Source organism: Gemmatimonadota bacterium, from assembly GCA_016720805.1.
In the GTDB taxonomy this organism is placed as follows: Bacteria; Gemmatimonadota; Gemmatimonadetes; order Gemmatimonadales; family GWC2-71-9; genus Palsa-1233.
In genome coordinates this window covers 141,920-158,929 of record JADKJZ010000002.1, presented here as the reverse complement: position 1 = coordinate 158,929, position 17,010 = coordinate 141,920, and the positions used below count along the sequence as shown (strand labels likewise).

The 17,010-nt window shown below is 67.1% G+C and carries 18 protein-coding genes; 10 read left to right on the top strand and 8 right to left on the bottom strand.

The features are described from left to right. Positions 1-3 precede the first annotated feature (3 nt). Positions 4-1,038: a hypothetical protein gene (locus IPP98_03930; GenBank protein ID MBL0178261.1), complete on the bottom strand. Its 1,035-nt coding sequence runs from the start codon at positions 1,036-1,038 to the stop codon at positions 4-6. Positions 1,039-1,136: 98 nt separating this feature from the next. On the opposite strand from IPP98_03930, the gene IPP98_03925 reads away from it, so the two are divergent. Further along, entirely contained in the window at positions 1,137-2,489 is a 1,353-nt protein-coding gene (locus IPP98_03925; GenBank protein ID MBL0178260.1) for an aminopeptidase P family protein, read from the top strand. 62 nt (positions 2,490-2,551) lie between these two features. On the opposite strand, the gene ppc is transcribed toward IPP98_03925, so the two are convergent. Continuing rightward, positions 2,552-5,224, bottom strand: coding sequence for a phosphoenolpyruvate carboxylase (gene ppc / locus IPP98_03920; GenBank protein MBL0178259.1), 2,673 nt, complete (start codon positions 5,222-5,224; stop codon positions 2,552-2,554). Between the two features lie 411 nt (positions 5,225-5,635). Here ppc and IPP98_03915 point away from each other — a divergent pair, with 411 nt between their 5' ends. From IPP98_03915 to IPP98_03885, 7 genes are all read left to right on the top strand, one after another. Further along, entirely contained in the window at positions 5,636-7,591 is a 1,956-nt protein-coding gene (locus IPP98_03915; protein ID MBL0178258.1) for a hypothetical protein, read from the top strand. A gap of 95 nt (positions 7,592-7,686) precedes the next feature. Then, a complete protein-coding gene (locus tag IPP98_03910; protein MBL0178257.1) occupies positions 7,687-8,175 on the top strand; it encodes a DUF1579 domain-containing protein in 489 nt (162 codons plus the stop codon). A gap of 70 nt (positions 8,176-8,245) precedes the next feature. Further along, complete coding sequence (locus IPP98_03905; protein ID MBL0178256.1) at positions 8,246-8,638, top strand: nuclear transport factor 2 family protein; 393 nt, start codon at positions 8,246-8,248, stop codon at positions 8,636-8,638. A gap of 113 nt (positions 8,639-8,751) precedes the next feature. Next, positions 8,752-9,015: a hypothetical protein gene (locus IPP98_03900; GenBank protein ID MBL0178255.1), complete on the top strand. Its 264-nt coding sequence runs from the start codon at positions 8,752-8,754 to the stop codon at positions 9,013-9,015. Between the two features lie 126 nt (positions 9,016-9,141). Then, positions 9,142-9,429 carry a hypothetical protein gene (locus IPP98_03895; protein ID MBL0178254.1) on the top strand — a complete coding sequence of 96 codons (288 nt, stop codon included), beginning with the start codon at positions 9,142-9,144 and terminating at the stop codon, positions 9,427-9,429. Between the two features lie 89 nt (positions 9,430-9,518). Then, positions 9,519-10,007, top strand: coding sequence for a phosphatidylethanolamine N-methyltransferase family protein (locus IPP98_03890; protein ID MBL0178253.1), 489 nt, complete (start codon positions 9,519-9,521; stop codon positions 10,005-10,007). Between the two features lie 57 nt (positions 10,008-10,064). After that, on the top strand, positions 10,065-10,427 hold the full coding sequence (locus tag IPP98_03885; GenBank protein ID MBL0178252.1) for a cupin domain-containing protein: 363 nt from the start codon (positions 10,065-10,067) through the stop codon (positions 10,425-10,427). 13 nt (positions 10,428-10,440) lie between these two features. Here IPP98_03885 and IPP98_03880 read toward each other — a convergent pair whose 3' ends face one another. After that, complete coding sequence (locus IPP98_03880) at positions 10,441-10,845, bottom strand: VOC family protein (GenBank protein ID MBL0178251.1); 405 nt, start codon at positions 10,843-10,845, stop codon at positions 10,441-10,443. Between the two features lie 114 nt (positions 10,846-10,959). Between IPP98_03880 and IPP98_03875 the strand changes: the two genes are divergently transcribed. Continuing rightward, positions 10,960-11,409 carry a hypothetical protein gene (locus IPP98_03875; GenBank protein MBL0178250.1) on the top strand — a complete coding sequence of 150 codons (450 nt, stop codon included), beginning with the start codon at positions 10,960-10,962 and terminating at the stop codon, positions 11,407-11,409. 94 nt (positions 11,410-11,503) lie between these two features. Here the strand turns inward: IPP98_03875 and IPP98_03870 are convergent, their stop codons facing one another. Continuing rightward, positions 11,504-13,897, bottom strand: a complete 2,394-nt coding sequence (locus IPP98_03870; protein ID MBL0178249.1) for a PKD domain-containing protein — start codon at positions 13,895-13,897, stop codon at positions 11,504-11,506. A 103-nt stretch (positions 13,898-14,000) separates the two neighbouring features. Here IPP98_03870 and IPP98_03865 point away from each other — a divergent pair, with 103 nt between their 5' ends. Continuing rightward, positions 14,001-14,507 (top strand): glutathione peroxidase, encoded by a 507-nt coding sequence (locus IPP98_03865; protein ID MBL0178248.1) that lies wholly within the window; start codon positions 14,001-14,003, stop codon positions 14,505-14,507. Between the two features lie 31 nt (positions 14,508-14,538). Here IPP98_03865 and IPP98_03860 read toward each other — a convergent pair whose 3' ends face one another. The 4 genes from IPP98_03860 to IPP98_03845 all read right to left on the bottom strand — a co-directional run bounded on the left by IPP98_03860 (position 14,539) and on the right by IPP98_03845 (position 16,856). Further along, on the bottom strand, positions 14,539-15,000 hold the full coding sequence (locus IPP98_03860; GenBank protein MBL0178247.1) for a nuclear transport factor 2 family protein: 462 nt from the start codon (positions 14,998-15,000) through the stop codon (positions 14,539-14,541). A 5-nt stretch (positions 15,001-15,005) separates the two neighbouring features. Next, positions 15,006-15,653 carry an MOSC domain-containing protein gene (locus IPP98_03855; protein MBL0178246.1) on the bottom strand — a complete coding sequence of 216 codons (648 nt, stop codon included), beginning with the start codon at positions 15,651-15,653 and terminating at the stop codon, positions 15,006-15,008. Between the two features lie 4 nt (positions 15,654-15,657). Then, on the bottom strand, positions 15,658-16,203 hold the full coding sequence (locus IPP98_03850; protein MBL0178245.1) for a carboxymuconolactone decarboxylase family protein: 546 nt from the start codon (positions 16,201-16,203) through the stop codon (positions 15,658-15,660). Positions 16,204-16,295: 92 nt separating this feature from the next. Beyond that, positions 16,296-16,856: a TetR/AcrR family transcriptional regulator gene (locus tag IPP98_03845; protein MBL0178244.1), complete on the bottom strand. Its 561-nt coding sequence runs from the start codon at positions 16,854-16,856 to the stop codon at positions 16,296-16,298. Positions 16,857-17,010 lie beyond the last annotated feature (154 nt).

Below are 17,010 nucleotides of genomic sequence, written 5' to 3'. Positions count from 1 at the left end.
GGGCTACGGCCGTCCCGTCAAGGTGCCGATCGCCTCGCCCAATGCCCAGGCGATGAGGAAACCCAGAATGACGGGCGTCGCGACGACGAATCGCCCGATCTCTCCGCGACGGGCGTGGACCCGGGCGTGACGACCGAGCAGGACCGGCGGCACCAGCGGCCATGCCAATGCCAGCAGCAGTCGCTTGCCGATCCCCAGCTCGGTGGCTCGGATGTACCCGAAGAGCTGACCCCAGTGAAATCGCTCAACGAGCGAGCCGAGCAACGAGCTGGGTGTCCGGAGATGATCGACCACCAGCTCCGGCGTGAGGAAGAGGACCTCTCCCTGCCGGAGCAGTTCCCAGTGCACTGCCGGTTCGTGAAATCGCTCGATCCAGAGCGCGCGGGTGGCCTCCAGCGCATGCCGCTTGTAGCTCACATTCACGTCACTCACCCACGCCGCGGGCCCGGCGGCAAAGGGCAACGCGTAGCGGGAGAAGTCGCAGACGTACAGCGCCCAGGCGATCAGTCCGGAAGGGGCCGCCTCGATCGCCCCACCGATGACGGCCCACGGTTGCGCGTGCAGCTGGACCACGGTGCGTGCCCAGTCGGGACGTGGCAGGCCGCGGTCCTCGAGAATGGCGATGATCTCACCGGTCGCGGCGGCAAGCGCTTCGGCCCGGCGGCGATCATACAACTCGTGTTGGCCGTCGGCACTGGTGATCGGGCGTGCGGTGGACACGTGTCCCAGGTCGAGGAATCGCACGGTCGGGAACGCCGGTGCGAGCGCGAGCAGGTCGCGCACGCTGTCGTCGACCGAGACCAGGATTTCCATCGTTGGCGGGTGGTGCTGCTGGCAGAGCGTGCTCAGCATTCGCCGCACGGCGTCCCCGCCCTCCACCACGGTGACCACCACGCTGAGTTCCGGCGTGGTGCGAGGTGGTGCCATGGCAGATGGGGAGAGGTCGGTCCGTGCATCGGGCCGGGCGAGCGGCTCGCCGTCACCATGCCGGTCGCCCGCACGTGCGCCGGGCGTGGCATCGTGGTAATGTGTTGGCATTCCCCATGTTAGCGGGCGTGGCCGCGGGGCGCCAGACAGGCCACCACGATCGGCACGGCGTCCGACGTCGCCGCGACCTCTCACTCCTCAGGAGCCCCATGCGAAAGCTGCTGCGCGCCACCCCGCGCCTCGCGGTGCTGCTTGCGCTCTTCCCGCTCGTGGCGCCCGCCGCCCAGGCGCCGCAGGGACCCACCGGACTGCTCCCCTGGTCGCAGCAAATTCGCGTCCGCGAGTCGTGGCTCGACGCCCGGCATGCGATGCTGCTGCCGATGATGCGGCGCCATGGCATCGGGATGTGGATCGTGGTGAACGAGGAATTCCATGACAATCCGGTGGTGCATGCCATTGCCCCACCGCGCCCCTACACCGGCAACCGCGACATTTTCGTCTTCGTGGACGCCGGGGCGAAAGGACTTCGGCGCGTGGCGCTCACTGGCTATTCCGAGGACAACCTCACGCGCTGGTTCGAGAGCACGGCGGAACCCCGCCCCGCGGCGGTCGTCCTGCGTGAGCTCTACGCCGAGCACGCCCCCGCCACGATCGGACTGGAGATCGGCGGGTCACGCGGGCAGAGTCGTACCCTCACCCATGATGCCTACACCTGGCTCGTCGGCGTGCTCGGTGATAGCGTCGTGCCCCGCTTCGTCAGCGCGGCGCCATTGATCGAGGAACTGTTGGACACGCGCCTCGAGCAGGAGAAGCCGCACTACACGGCGGCGGTGGCGGTGACGGCGCGGATCGTCGAGCGCGCCCTCTCCAACGAGGTGATCAAACCCGGCGTCACCACCGTCGGTGACGTGCGCAACTGGCTGTACGATGCCCTCGGCGCGCACGGCGTGCGGACCTGGTTCCAGCCGGACCTGCGCATCCAGCGGCAGGGTGGCGGGCTGCCGCTCTCGCGTGGCTTCCTCGCCGTGGCCCCGGAGAAGACGGTGATCCTCCCCGGTGATGTGGTGCACATCGATTTCGGCATCAGCTACATGGGCTTCGACACTGACTGGCAGAAGATGGCCTACGTCCTGAAGCCCGGCGAGCGCGACGCGCCGGCTGGCCTGAAGGCCGCGATGCGGAACACCAACATCCTGCAGGACGCGCTGATGCAACGCCACTCGCGCCCCGATCGTTCCGCGGGCGAGGTCTATCGTGCCACGATGCAGGAGATGAAGGAGCGCGGGATCGAGGCGATGATCTACTCGCATCCGATCGGGCTGCAGGGCCACGGCCTCGGCGCGAGCATCGATTTCCGCTCGGGGGCGCGTCCCGGCGCCGACGGCAAGCGACTCCGGAAGGGGTCGTACCTGTCGGTTGAGTTGAATACCAAGACCCCGATCCCGGAGTGGAACGGGGAGCAACTCTTCGTGATGTTCGAGGACGACGCCTGGCTCGACGACGACGGCTGGCACTTTTTCCGGCCCCGTCAGGAGCAGTGGTTCCTGGTCGGGCGGCGCTAGGCCCGTCGACCGGCCGTCCGGGGGCCGGCTGACGAGCAAGGTGGAGCGGTGCCCCTGCGGCCTTACCCCGTATTCCGCATTCCCGCCGCCACGCCGTTCACGGTGATCAGAAATGCTTCGAATAGCGCCGGGTCGGCCCCAGCTTCCCGCAACCGGCGCAGCACCTCGATTTGCACCAGGTTGATGGGGTCGACGTACGGGTTCCGCACATCAATCGAGCGGCGCAACACGGGGTTCTCCTCGAGGAGCTGCGAATGCCCGGTGACCTCCCGCAGGACGCGCTCGGTGCGTGCCAGATCCTCGCGCAGGGCCACGCCGAGCGGCTGCAGCGGCGCGGGCACCAGGGCGGCATCGTATTGCGCTGCGATCTCCGGGGACGACTTTGCCACGACCATTGCGATGAGGTCGAGGGTCGAGCGGAAGAATGGCCACTCCAGATACATGGCCCGGAGCTCATCGGCGTGCCCCGCTGCCAGGGCTTGATCGAGCGCGGCCCCCACGCCGAGCCATGAGGCAAGCTGCAAGCGCGTCTGCGTCCATGCGAAGACCCAGGGGATTGCACGGAGTGACTTGACGCCGCCGTTGCCACGCCGACGTGCCGGCCGACTCCCGGTCCGCAGATGGGCCAATTCCCCTTCAGGCGTCGCGGCGTGGAAGTAGTCGATGAATTCCGGCATGTCGTAGACGATGCTGCGGAAATGTGCCCGCGAGGTGTCGGCGAGCGCTTGCATCCGCAGCCGCCACGCCTCGGGGATTGCGACGGCGGGGTGCAACGAGGCTTCCAAGGTGGCCGTGGTATACACCTCAAGGGTGCGGTCCGCGATCGCTGGCAGGCCAAACTTGGCGTCCACCATCTCGCCTTGCTCGGTGACGCGAATCGTGCCGTTGACCGAGCCAGCGGGTTGCGACTGAATCGCCAGGTGTGTCGGACCTCCACCTCGCCCGACCGAGCCGCCGCGGCCGTGAAAGAGGGTGAGCCGTACCCCGTGCCGCTCGGCGACGGTCACGAGCCGCTCCTGCGCCGCGTAGAGTTCCCATGCCGCCGCAAGCCGACCCCCATCCTTCGCGGAATCGGAGTAACCGACCATCACCTCGATCGTCGGGCCCACCCGTTCGCGATACCACGGCAGCACCAGCAGCCCATCGATGACCGTGGCGGCGTGTTGAAGATCGTCCACCGTCTCGAAGAGCGGCACCACACGGAGCGGTGGTGTGAGCCCGGCCCCCTCCTGCAACGCGCGCACCGCGAGCACGTCGGAGGGATGGGCCGCCATGGAGATCACGTAGGCGCCCAGCGCATCGCGCGGGAGGGTGGCGGCCGTGCGCACGGCGTCGAGGACGTCGGTGATCTCCGGTGTGTAAGTCGCGCCGTTGACGAACGCGCCGGCGATGACGGACGCCTCCCCGCTCAGCTCTGCGCGCAGGAACTCCTGCCGCGTCGACTCGTCCCAGTCGGCGTAGGAGCCCAGCCCGGCCGCCTGGGTGATCGCGGTGAGCGCGTCGGTATGACGACTGGCTTCCTGCCGCAGGTCGAGCCGTGCGAGCGAGATGCCAAAGCTCGGAATCCGTCTCAGGATGTCGAGCAGGCGACCGTCCGCGATCCGGCCGGCACCCGACTCGTACAAGGAGCGGTAGCAGAGCCGGAGCGGTTCCGCGAGCGCCTCGGCATCGGGGTAGTCGGCATCCGCCGGCTCAAAGGGGGCGCCGGAGTCAAGCAACGTGGTCATGCGATCTCGCATCGCGAGCAGGCGGGCAACCACGGGCTTGAGCAGCGCGCGATAGGGCTCCGGCGCGTCGCCCACGACGGCACGCAGCTCATCGTTCGCCCGCTGCATCGAGAGTTCACCGCGAAGCGCCTGGAGCTCCCGCCGATAGAGGTCCGTTGCCATCCACCGGGCCAGCATCACTGCCTGGGCAGTCACCAGCGGAGTGACGTTGGGGTTGCCGTCACGATCGCCACCGATCCAGCTACCGAAGCGGAGCGGGGCGGCATCAAGCGACAATCCTGCCCCCGTGGCCGCCTGAAGCACGCGATCGAGTTCACGGAGCGAGCGGGGTAACGCGTCCCACAGGGTCTGTTCGAATGCGACCAACCCCCACTTCACTTCCTCGAAAGGCGTCGGTGCCTCACGGCGGACTTCATTGGTGAGCCATAGCGCGGTGATTTCTGCGGCGAGACCCCGGAGCACCTCCTCCTGCTCGAGCGGGGTGAGGTCTGGTCGATCTCTCTGGTCGAGGTGGTCAGCGATCCGTCGATACGCGCGTCGCACCGTGCGTCGCACCACTTCGGTCGGGTGCGCCGTGAGGACCAGTTCCACCTGCAGCGACTCCACCGCCGCGTGCAAGGCGTCGGCGCGCATACCGGCGGCGCGCAGCCTCGGGAGGCTCTCGGCCAGCGACCCCCGCTGGGGACCCTGCTCCGGCGCCCGCTGGTAGTCGCGTCGGCGTCGGATGCGATGGTGTTGTTCGGCGATGTTGGCGAGGCCCAGAAAGTGGGCAAGCGCGCGGGCGATCGTCAGCGAGTCCATGGCCGAGAGGCCTTGGAGCGTGCGGCTAAGCTCCTCACGCGCCACCTGTCCGGCGCGGACCGCCTTGGCCATGGCCCGGACGCGCTCGACGGTCGCATAGAGCGCATCGCCTTCCTGTTCACGAAGCGTGGTACCGAGGAGCTGCCCCAGCAGGCGGACGTCGGCATGCAGGGGAGCGTGAGGCGAGGGGAGGGCAGCAGAGGGCACGGGCTGACTCACAGGAGAGTAGTGGTGGAGCTGCGGCCCGATCGCGGCCAGAACACGTTGGACGGGAGGGGCTGCTCTCTAGGGACGTGGCATGGTCCGTCTCGTCGCACGCCTCGCGTGCACCATCCCATGGACATCGTCCCACACGCTGCTTCGCGAGGAGGTGGCCATGCTGCACCACGATTCCCATCTCGCAGGAGCGCAATCTGGCTGGGACTGCGCACCTGAAGCCACCTCGCTTCCGCGATTCCGGCCCGCGTGCTAGCTTGATCGAAGGCGCTGGTCGGAGCGCCTCCGGTCCGCGGGAAGGGATGGTCCCCTCCGATGTCGTCGCAGTCCCGCAGCACCCCGACAACTCATCCTCTTTTCGGACCCATCTGGCGGACACGGGTCACCACGAAAGGAGATCCCATGTCCGGCACCAGCCCCAGGCGCGCTGACCCGATCGCGCACAGCGCCCGCCCGCTCCCCGCCACTCCGCATCTCGAGTACGAGCGCAAGCAGGCCAAGGCGCTCCTCAAGCAGTTGCATGCCGGCGACCCCGACGCGTTGCGTCGCGTGCAGGCGGCCCATCCCGCCGCCCTGCGCGACACCGGCGTCGAGGCGCTCCAGTTGGCCGACGTGCAGCACGTGATCGCACGCGAATACGGCTTCACGAGTTGGCCGAGGATGATTGAGTACTTCGAAGTACTCGAACGGCATCGCCATGCCCCGCGATTCAACGTTGCCGACGACGGCCTCGCACGCTTCGAGGCGCGGGCCAGGAACGTGGTCACCCGACACGAGCGCGGCGACGTCATTGCCGCGCGAGAGCTCGCCCACTTCGTCCCGCGCTTCTTCGCGCGGCCGCTCCCGGAGATCCTCGCGACCCCCATCACGATCGACGAGGCGCGACTCGTCGTCGCGCGGCGCTATCGTCGGGCCAGCTGGGAGGAGTTGATCGCACGTGGCGACGAATCGCGGCGGCGCAACGACAAGAACGTGTGGGATCGAGAGAGTGGCCCACGAGCGCAGGCGGGGCAGGCGATTCAGCAGCACGACGCCGCGGCCCTCTCGGCGATCCTCGACGCCTACCCGGAGCTGCTCACCCCGTCGGTGACGGATCGCGAGTGGCGCAACACCTTGGGGACGATGGCACTCCGCGCCGAGCGCAACGCGACGACCCCCGACGCGCGACGCGTCACCGACCTGCTCGCCGCGCGCGGCGTCGACATCCAGCGCGAGCTCAACGAACAGCTCCTCGGCTGGCCGCTCGATGGCACCCACACACACGCCGGCCTCCTCGCCGAGACGGTGCAGTGGTGCCTCGATCGCGGCGCCGACCCCGACTGGCTGCCCCCGAACAGCATTCCGATCCTCGAGCATGCGATCGCCCGCTTCCGGAACCCAGCGGCGGTCGATGTCATCGCCGCACGGGTCACGCCACGGCGCGCCCTCTGGATCGCTGCGGGCCTCGGCGACGTCGCCGGCGTCAAGCGCTTCATCGCCGGCAAGGGGCGGCTCACCCCGGAGGGACGGCTCAATCGCCCTGATCCGGTGGCGATGGGACTGCACCAGGGTCACCTCCCTCCCCACCACGACGCGGACGACCTCGAGATCATGTACGAGGCGTTCCAGATCGCCGGATGGAACCAGCGATGGACGGCGATGGATGCACTCCTTGACGCGGGTTTCCCGATCGACCACTCGCCGTTCCAGTGGCCGCTGCTCCGCGAGGCGGTGGGGAACCTGATGGTCCCGCTCGCCGAATATCTCGTGCGCCGCGGAGCCGATCTCGATCACGACTGGCCGGGGCACGGCTCGGCGCGCGCGACGGCCCGCGGACACGTCCAGTACTTCCACGACCCGACATCCGACGACGTGCGTCAACTCCTGGCGATCTGCGGAGCAGGGACCCTCGAGGAGATCCTGGCCGAGATCGATGCCACCAGGCAGTCGCCGCCGCCGATGGACGAGATGGCGGTCCGTGTGCTGCAACTGGCCGCGGACGATGCGGCGCGGCAGGCGCAGCCGGCGATCACCACAGAACACCTGCTCGTCGGTGTGCTCCGCCTCCGCGATGGTGCCTTCCTCTCATTCCTCCTCGGCACCGGCGCCGACATGCCGCGGCTGCGCGCGTTGATCGGCACGAGGCTCCTCCCCGACGCGGATCCGCTCCGGAGCGAGGGGCTGCAGCTTGATGCCGGCGCCGAGGCGGCGATCGCGGCCGCCACGGCGGAGGCGGACGCCCGCCGCCGCGAGGGGGTCGGCCCGTGGCACCTCTGGTACGGCCTGATGCAGCAGCGGGGCGCGCCCGGGGCGCAGCTGCTCCATCAGGTTGGGACCAAAATGGACGTCCTGTCGGAGCGATTGGCCTCCACGATGTAGTGGCGTCACGCCGTGGTCCGCGCGCATTAGAATTCCAGCATCACGCGCGGGCCTCGACTGGGCCCTCCCTGCAGCGCTCCCTCCCTGGGGTTCTCATGTCGCTACCGCTCGACCCCTCCGCTCCAACGGATTTCGATTTCGTCATCGGCGACTGGCACGTCCATCATCGCCGTCTCAAGGCGCGCCTGGCCGGGTGTACCGAGTGGGAGACCTTCGACGGACTGTCATCGACGCAGAAGACGCTGGGCGGCTTCGGCAACGTCGAGGACAATCAGCTCTTCCTGCCGACGGGGAGCTACCGCGCGGTGGCGCTTCGCTCGTTTGACCCGGCCGCGGGCACCTGGTCGATCTGGTGGCTCGACGGCCGTTTCCCGGGGGCACTCGACACGCCGGTGGTTGGTCGCTTTTCCGATGGCGTGGGCCTGTTCTTCGCGGAGGATTCGCTCAACGGTGTGCCTGTTCGAATCCGCTTCAGCTGGCGCATCTCACCCGAGGGCCATCCCCGTTGGGATCAGGCCTTCTCGGTCGACGGCGGCGTCACCTGGGAAGTGAACTGGGAGATGGAATTTGTCCGGCTCGACTAACCACGCCTGAGGAACGAGATGCCCAACCCCACCACGCAGATGACTGCACTCTGTCGCAGCACGGCACTCCTTGCCCTCCCTCGCCGGGAACGCGTCAGCACAACAGGCCGCCGTGCCGACGCCAGAGGTGGTCGTGCAGCGCTTCGTCGATGCGGCCAATGCGCGCGACGCGAATGCGATGGCACTGCTGGTCGCGCCGGACGCCGTCTTCGAGCGCTTTCCGGGTGGTCAGATCATCGCGCAGGGGCGCGACAGCATCCGCGCCCGCTACGCCCGGTCGCTGCCGCCCATGCCGCCCGGTTGGCGCATCACGGTGCAGCCGAGGATCGTCGAGGGCAACCTGGTTATCGACCAGGAGCACTTCACGGGCGGGCCGCCGGAACGGACACAGGCAACCTGGATGTACCTCGTGCAGGGCGGGTTGATCCGCCGCGCATGGGTGCTGGACGGGAAGGCGCCGTAACAGCCCCGTCCCGGCGCTGACATCGGTCACCGCGCGACGATGCCATGCACGCTTTCAGCGATCGCCACCTCGCCGCGCGGCGTGAAGGCTGCGGCGCGCGCCGACGTCGGCGAATGGAATGGCTGACTGACCCGCAGGCATGGATCGCACTCGGGACCCTGACGGCGCTTGAGGTCGTGCTGGGGATCGACAATCTGGTCTTCATCAGCATCCTCGCGTCCAAGTTGCCGGCGAGCCAGCAATCGAAGGCGCGGCGCCTTGGCCTCCTGCTCGCCGTCATTTCGCGGGTCGCGCTGCTCTTTTCGCTGGCGTGGATCATCAAGCTGACGGCCCCGCTCTTCACCAGTGCCGGTGCAGTGACCACCGGACGGACCTGATCCTGCTCGCGGCCGGTCTCTTCCTGCTCGCGAACCGCACGCCGATATCCGCGAACCCGATGACTGCGGCGATGAAGGCGCCATGTCCGCTCGGGGCGCCCTCCTTGAGGAAGCGGCATCCAGATCATGCTGCTCGCCGTGCCGACTCCCGCAGTGGTCGTTCAGCGCTTTGTCGATGCCGCCAGCGCGACCTCAGATGCGATCACGGCGCTGCTGATTGCCATTTCGTTCATGATCTTCTTCGCAGACGCGATCAGCGGCTTTGTGGACCGGCATCCCACGGTCAAGATGCTGGCCCTGAGCTTCCTGCTCCTCATCGGCGTGACGCTCGTCGCGGAAGGTCTGGGTCAGCATTCCGGATCAGGGCTGCATCCACTGATCGTCGAAGGGCATTTCGGTCATGGTGGATCCTGAGCACTTTGCAGGATGCCCGCCAAGGAGTCAGGCGACATGGATCTACCTCGCTGCAGGGCAGGCTGATCCGTCGGGCGTGTGAACGACTGATGTCCTCCGGGACGCACACGCCAGACACCCCGCGCGCCAGGACCGCCGGAGTGATCGCCCCGCCGCCGCTCATCTACGGCGTCCCGCTGCTGGCAGGCCTGCTGCTCAACCGCTGGTCGCCGTGGCCGCTCGTCGCCGGACGCGCCACGATGCCGGGTGCGCTCGTGCTGGTACTCCTCGGCTTCATTGCACTCCCGGCCGTGCTCGCCTTCCGGAAGGCACGCACCCATCCCGAGCCCTGGAAGCCGACCAAGGCGCTGGTGACAGTCGGGCCGTATCGCTTCTCGCGGAACCCGATGTATGTCGGCTTCACGCTCTGCTATCTCGGCATCGCGGTCTGGCGGAACAGCGTCTGGCCACTGCTTGCCCTGCCGGTGGTGCTGGCGGTGATGCAGGTGGGGGTGATCCATCGCGAGGAACGCTATCTCGAGCGACTCTTCGGCGAGGACTACCGAGCGTATCGCGCGCGGGTGCGTCGCTGGTTCTGAGCGGAGGTTGGGACGACCACCGCAGGCCGAGCGCCACGTGCGCATCTGGGAGGGACGATGGACAAGGTCAACCTCGCCGAGAAGTTCGCCCTGATCACAGAGCATTGGCGCCCCAAGGTCGTCGGCGAACTGAACGGGCAGGAGGTCAAGCTCGCGAAGTTCAAGGGAACGTTCGTGTGGCACCAGCACGACCACGAGGACGAGCTCTTCCTCGGCGTGCGCGGCCATTTCCTGGTCGAGTTCCGGAACAGCGTGGTGGAGCTCGGTCCCGGCGAGTTCCTCGTGGTACCGCGCGGCGTGGAACACCGCACGGTCGCGGACGAGGAGGTCGAGGTGCTGATCTTCGAGCCCGCCGCGACCCGGAACACGGGGAACGTCGAGGATCCGACGTTCACCGCACCCCAGGGCGTTCGGCTCTAGCGGTCCGTCGGGCCTACGCCACCAGCGGCGTCGACACCCCGAGCTTGAAGCCGTCGGGATCCTTGAACTGGAACATCCGCGCGCCCCACGGGCGATCGGCCGGCTCGCTCAGCAGCGTTCCGCCGTTGGCCTTGATCCGCTCGGCCGTGCTGTCGACGTCGGCGTAGGTCGGGACGTTGATCTGCAGGTAGCAGCCCTGCCCCTTGATCCGGTCCCAGCCGAGCTTGCCGTCGTCCTGGTTGAGAACGATCTGGATGTTGCCGGCGACGATCACGGCGGCGACGACCTTCCCCTCGTTCTCGAATTGCTGCGCCACGGCGAACCCGATGGCATCGCGGTAGAAGCGGATCGAGGCCGCGAGGTCGGTGCAGGTGATGGAGCAGCCCAGGTTGGTCGCGTTCAGCGCAGGAGCGGTCATGACAGTCTCGGGAAAGGGTTTGGAGAAGGAGGCAATGATAATCGGGCCGCGCGCGCAGTGGCGCGCGACCGACCCCTGCAGCCAGGATTGTAGGCACCACCCTCGGAGTACCAGATGACTCGGCTTCTTCTCGCCCTGGCGGCGTTGCTCACTGTGGCCACTCCCGCATCAGGGCAATTGGTCGTGCAAACGGGCGAACGACCGCCGCGTCGGCCGGAGGTGGAGTGCACAGAGGTCTTCCTGCCGGCTCCGGGCGACACGACACGCGGCGTGTACTGGAAACCCTACGTGCGTTCCATGGTCATCATCAAGGGGCAACCACCGAAGAAGTACCTCGATTCGTTGGTCACGTTGACGATGCGAGTCGATCGACGTGGGAAGGTCGACAGCACGATCGTGACAGGGATGCCCGACTCTGGATTCGTGCGCAAACTCAGGAAGTTCAGCCGCGACCTCATTTTCGTGCCTGCCTTGTACCAGGGCTGCGCGGTATCGGGCTGGGCCAGCATGCGATTCACCTTTGGCGCGTCCGGATCCGAGCAGCGCATCTGGCCGGACGACTGAGGGAGGGGCGCGCCGGAATCGAGCCGGAGGTGGCGGAGAAGGCGCGAGCCTGAAGCGCACTGGAGCACACCTTGGCCCCGAGCGCGCATCCGCCTTACGGAGGGGGCAACACCCGCGTCGCCTGGAAACTGAAGGTGTGGTATGCAAGGCCACTGCTGTATCGCACGGGCCAGATCAGCGTGCCGGTGAGCGTGAGCCCTGACATCGTGGCATTCAGCGAACCACCTGGGAGCGAAATCTCATCCGGCTGCGGAATGTTCACGGCCGAGGCGATCAGCGTCCCGCTCCCGAGCGTCCCCATCGTCAACGACCAAATGTACGAGGGGTCTGGCGGACAGTCGGAGCCGAGGAATGCCTTGAGCACACCCGAGAAGGAGGAATCGAGGACGGGGGCATATTGTCCTGGAGGGAACTGCTCCAGATAGAGCGCGCGACATGCCGGACTGGGAACGTTGTACAGGAAGAGCAACGAGTTCTGTGGCGTGCTCGTGAGACTCTGGCTCCAGCCGTTGAACAGGTTGAAGATCGTCGTGTCGGACTTCTCGCTGCCGATGCCACCAGGCGGCAACTGCGACGAGACCAGCGTGGCCGACGTGAACCGCCAGGCGAAGTTGGTGGGCGCCGCCGTGACCGGCACGGTGGCCGTCCCGAAGCCGGTCGCGGCTGGTGCGCGGACCGGGTCACGCATGGTGACAGACACCGTATAGGGCCCACCAACGGGAAAGGCATGCGTCACCGTGCTATCGCCGGTGACCGTCACCGTGGCGGGGGTGGTCCCATCGTTGAACTGCCAGACATAGATCGACTGCGCCCTGGCCAGGACGCCTGGGTGAGCCGTCAGCTTGGCGGGAACGGCCCCGGTGATTCCAGCGGGCGCCGTGACGGTCAGCACGTGATATCCGACCGTCATCTTCTGGACGTCGACGAAACCGAGCTGCCCGGGGTCGCTCGCGGGATACGGCGAGAGCGCCTTGAACACCATCAAGTAGGTGGAGAAGCCGTCGGGAATGTTAAGCGAGGAGACTGGCCTGCTACCGTCCTCCTCCCAGAAGTAGACGAATTGCTGGTCGGTGCCGGCCACAGCGCGCACCGTACACGCGCTGCACATGAAGCGCACGGTGAGTCCTTGTCCGGTCCAGACCGTGTCACCTGGCACCACGCGCGCCCAGCTCTGATCCACGGTGAGCGAATCCTCCAACTGGTACGTCGCGGGATAGCGGTCCCTGCTTGAGGTTCGCGCGACAAACTCTTGCCACCGAGCATTGATTTGCCGAAGCGGGACTTCCGCCGTGACGCCGAGGGCCCAGACCTTCCCGTAGGCCGTCGCCGGGCTGCTGACATTCTGCTGCATTGAGACCGGCGTCGCGACGCCCGAGACGAAGTTCATGGTCCTGGCGACGCCAGGGTCATTCGGATCGGCGAACGACACCACCGTCTTTGTGCCGTCGAAGGTCGCGGCATAGGCCACGACCCGGTGCCCGCCGCTCGTGCCCTGCAAGGCCATCAAGACCGGTTGCTGGGTCAGCTTGAGGGTGAGGAGAATCCAGGTGGAGGTCAGAAATTTCGTCTGGATGCCGGCCGCGATTCCCTGCTCGATGAGCGTGTACAGTTGGCGGACGCCGGAATCCCAGATCTCCTCGTAGTCACCCTGAACACCACCCGCGAAGCGGATCCCCTGGATGTTGTCCCATTGATTCACCAGGGTGGTGTCGAACTGGTGATACAGCCCCTTCCCCGCGGCGGTGGGATGGAAGTAATAGTGATAAAACATCGCCGTGATGCTCATACCTTCGCAGTCGCCACCCGGCCCGACAAAATCGCCATAGTTGGTGAATTCCCAGTCGTCCACACCGGGGCGGAACGTGGAGCTCCAGCTGCCGACCAGTGAGGCCGTGGTGGTCTTGACCCACACGATATGGATATCGCCGAATGCTTGCCTGAGCGATGCCGGCGCCGTGCCGAGCGAGGGGCCGCTCCCGGGAATGGCCATCTGGCTGGCGCTGAAATGCTTGGTGGCAAGCGTCACGGAGTTCTCCGTGGCGGCAACGATCGGAATCCCTTCGAGGGTGTTGGTGGCGGGGTCAAAGTAGAAGGGTGCCACCGTCTCGGTCGCGGCCAGTTGCATCGGCATCGTGAGCGTCATGTTGCTGCTGGCGTATCCCTGCCCGTTCCCGATCAGCAGCGTCGGCCCGACCTGGGAAAAACCGGTCGGCAAGGACGGTACGGCGGCAGAATCTGCAACGAGGGTCCACGACGTGGCCCCGGTGTACGCCCCCGCGGGCACCGTGATGGACAAACCATCGAGTGGGTCACCTGCCTTGGTATAGCGGATGGTGCCACCGCCGCTCCCCACGGCGGTGCTGGTGAAAATCGGACGTCCGGTCGCACTCCCCGGCGGGGGAGGCGGCGGCGGGACCGGGTCAACAGGAGCGGCACCGCCGCACGCGGTGGCAGCGACCAACAGGGCGAGACAGGCCGGACGACGCATCGAGATCCCTGGTTCGAGTTCTTCCTGACTGGAATTCTACCACCAGAGTTCCACATCGGTGCGCCAGGGTGGTCGCAGGCCCCCACCCCCTCGATATTGCGGGATGACCACCCTCTACGACATTCCCGTGCGCACCATCGACGGCACCGAACAGACGCTCGCCCAGTACCGCGGGAAGGTGTTGCTGATCGTGAACACCGCGAGCGAATGCGGCCTCACGCCCCAGTATGCCGGACTCGAAGCGCTCCACCGCGCACTGGGCCCGCAGGGCCTCACCGTGCTCGGCTTTCCCTGCAACCAGTTCGGCGCGCAGGAACCCGGGAGCGAGGCCGACATTACGACCTTCTGCTCGACCAGCTACGACGTGACCTTCCCGATGTTCGCGAAGATCGACGTCAATGGCGATGACACGCACCCGCTGTTCCGCCTGCTGAAGGAGGAGCGGCCCGGCATGCTCGGCACCGAGGCGATCAAGTGGAACTTCACGAAGTTTCTGGTCGGACGAGACGGGGCGGTGATCAAGCGCTACGCACCGACCGACACGCCGGAGTCGATGCGTGGCGACGTGGAACTGGCGCTCGGGGCAGCTGTCGGATCGTCCCCGACCTAGCGACAACACCCGCCACCATGCCAGACGGCGCTCAGAGTCCGAGCTCGCTCAACCCGGGATGGTCAGCCGGTCGCACGCCCTGCTCCCAGCGGAACTTCCGCTCCGCCTCGCTGATCGGCACGTCATTGATGCTCGCGTGCCGTTCGGCCATGTAGCCCTCCGCATCGAAGCGCCAGTTCTCGTTGCCGTGCGAGCGGAACCACTGGCCATCGGCGTCCCGCCACTCATAGACGAAGCGCACCGCGATGCGATCGCCGGTGACCGCCCACAGCTCCTTGATCAGTCGGTACTCCTGTTCCTTGGCCCACTTCCGCGTCAAGAACGCCTCAATCTCGGCGCGGCCGGTGATGAACTCCGAGCGATTCCGCCACCGACTGTCCGGTGTGTAGGCGAGCGCGACCTTGGCGGGGTCGCGCCGATTCCAGGCGTCCTCCGCGGCGCGCACCTTGAGCGTGGCGGAGGCGATATCGAACGGGGGGATAGGTGGACGCATGCGTGCTACCTCCTGCGGTGAAGGGTGACGGGGTCCCCGACGGTGATATTCCCACCGCGACCGACAGCCGCGTTGAGTGCGAGCTTCCCTCCGAAGCGTCGTCCGATATCCTTGAGCACAGCGGGATCCCGGGTGATCGTGTCTGGGTCGACCGTCGTCATCGGACAGCGTCCGCGGAGCGAGTCGAGTTCGATGATCGCGTCGCCGATCTCGAGTTCCGCGCCTTCCCAGGTGGTCTCGGCCATCCCCTCGACGCCGTTGATCAGAAGATTGGGCCGTAGTCGCCGAATGTCACGCCCGAATGCGGTGACTGCCCCATCGGTGGCCACCAGCAACGGCAAGATGTCGAACTGGTGGCCCATCGGTGCGCGTTCGAGCCAGGCGTCCTCCCCCGCAGCGGCGCGCACGAGATCGCCGGCCGCCCGGGAGTCCCATGCGTGCCCATTGACCAGCACCTCGCCCTCAGAGCTGATCGTCCCGCGCAATCCGAGCAGTTGGTATTGTCTCCGCGCAGTGCGCACACCCTCGGGACCGCGCACCCAGATCCGTCGATCGCCCGGCACGCCGAGGTCGGTGAGGGTGGCGTGGGCAAGTTGCTGCCCGGCCATCGACTTGACCGGGTAACGCCACAACTGGCCGAGGGTGAGCGCCATCGGGCTAGGCCGCCTGCTCGATCGCCACGAGCGGGAAGTCCACTTCGGTCTCGGCCAGGTTGTTCAGATAGTTGGTGAAAATGTTGAGGGCGACGTGGCCCACCACCTCCACGATGTCGCCGTCAGTGAACCCCGCCGTGCGAGCAGCCGCAAGCGTCGCATCTGACACGCGACCCTTGGTGCGGACGATCTCGAGCGCCAGCGTGATGGCGGCTTGCGTCTTCGGGTCGTCCGAGTGTCCGTGGCGAGCCGAGGCGAGATTGGCGGCACTGACGCCATGCATTCCGCCGATGGCGGTGTGCGCCGAAAGGCAGTACTCGCAGCCATTGGCTTGGGCTACGGCGATGGCGACCTGCTCACCGACCTTCCCGCCCAGAGGGGCCTTGCCGAGCGAGGCGAAGAAGCCGTTCATCGCGGCCAGGGTTGCAGGGGACTGGGCTGCGGTCGTGAAGAGGTTCGGGGTCGACCCGAAGAGCTTCTTGGTCGCGGCGAGGTGCTCAGCGGGCAAGCCAGTGGCGGTCGAGGGAAGAACGGGCTGAATCCGGGACATGGTGTTTCTCCGTGGCTGAGTAGGCAAAGGTATTGTACCGATCGTTCGGTACAATACCGACTGCCCCCAATCCGCGCAAGGGGCGCCCGGCCTCAGCGTCGCAGCAGTTCGTCCGGAAGACTCTGCAGCGCCCGCCCGAAGATCGCCGGCTCGTCGAGCGAGCGTGCGAGCACCAGCGCCCCCTCGATCCGCGCCACGGCATCCTCGGCGCGCGCCTGGGCTACGTGCCGTGGGAGGCCGTCGTCCCGAAGGGCGCTGGCGATCGCGTCGATCCAGCTGCGGAAGATCTTCTTCACCTGGGGATGGAAGCGGCGGGAGGCATCGCCAACACCGAGGATCGCGAGGACGCAGGCCTCGCGGCCGCCGTGATAGAACCCCTCGAGCACCTCGTTCATGGCGCGCAACCTGGCCGCTGGCTGGCCAGGCTCGCGGAGCGGCGCGAACACCGCCGCCTCGAGGGAAGCATCGAGGTGGCTGACGACTGCGCCGACCATGTCGTCCTTCCCATCGGGGAAGTAGTGGTAGAGGCTCGACTTGCCGAGACCGGTGGCCTTCGAGAGTTCGGAAAGCGAGGCACCGTCGTACCCCTGTCGGCGGACCACCGCCATCACGCGGGCGACGACTTCATCTCGACTCAGTACGGCGGGGGGCATTGGCTCTCCAGGCGATGGAACGATCGGTACAATGTAACGCCGGGTATGATGGTGGCAACCAGCGGGGCCCAACCCCGAGCCGCCCATCGTGGCGCGCGATGACCCGGGCAGCGTATTCTGGGCGCGCGTCGGCTGACGCCCGACATTTCCCGCT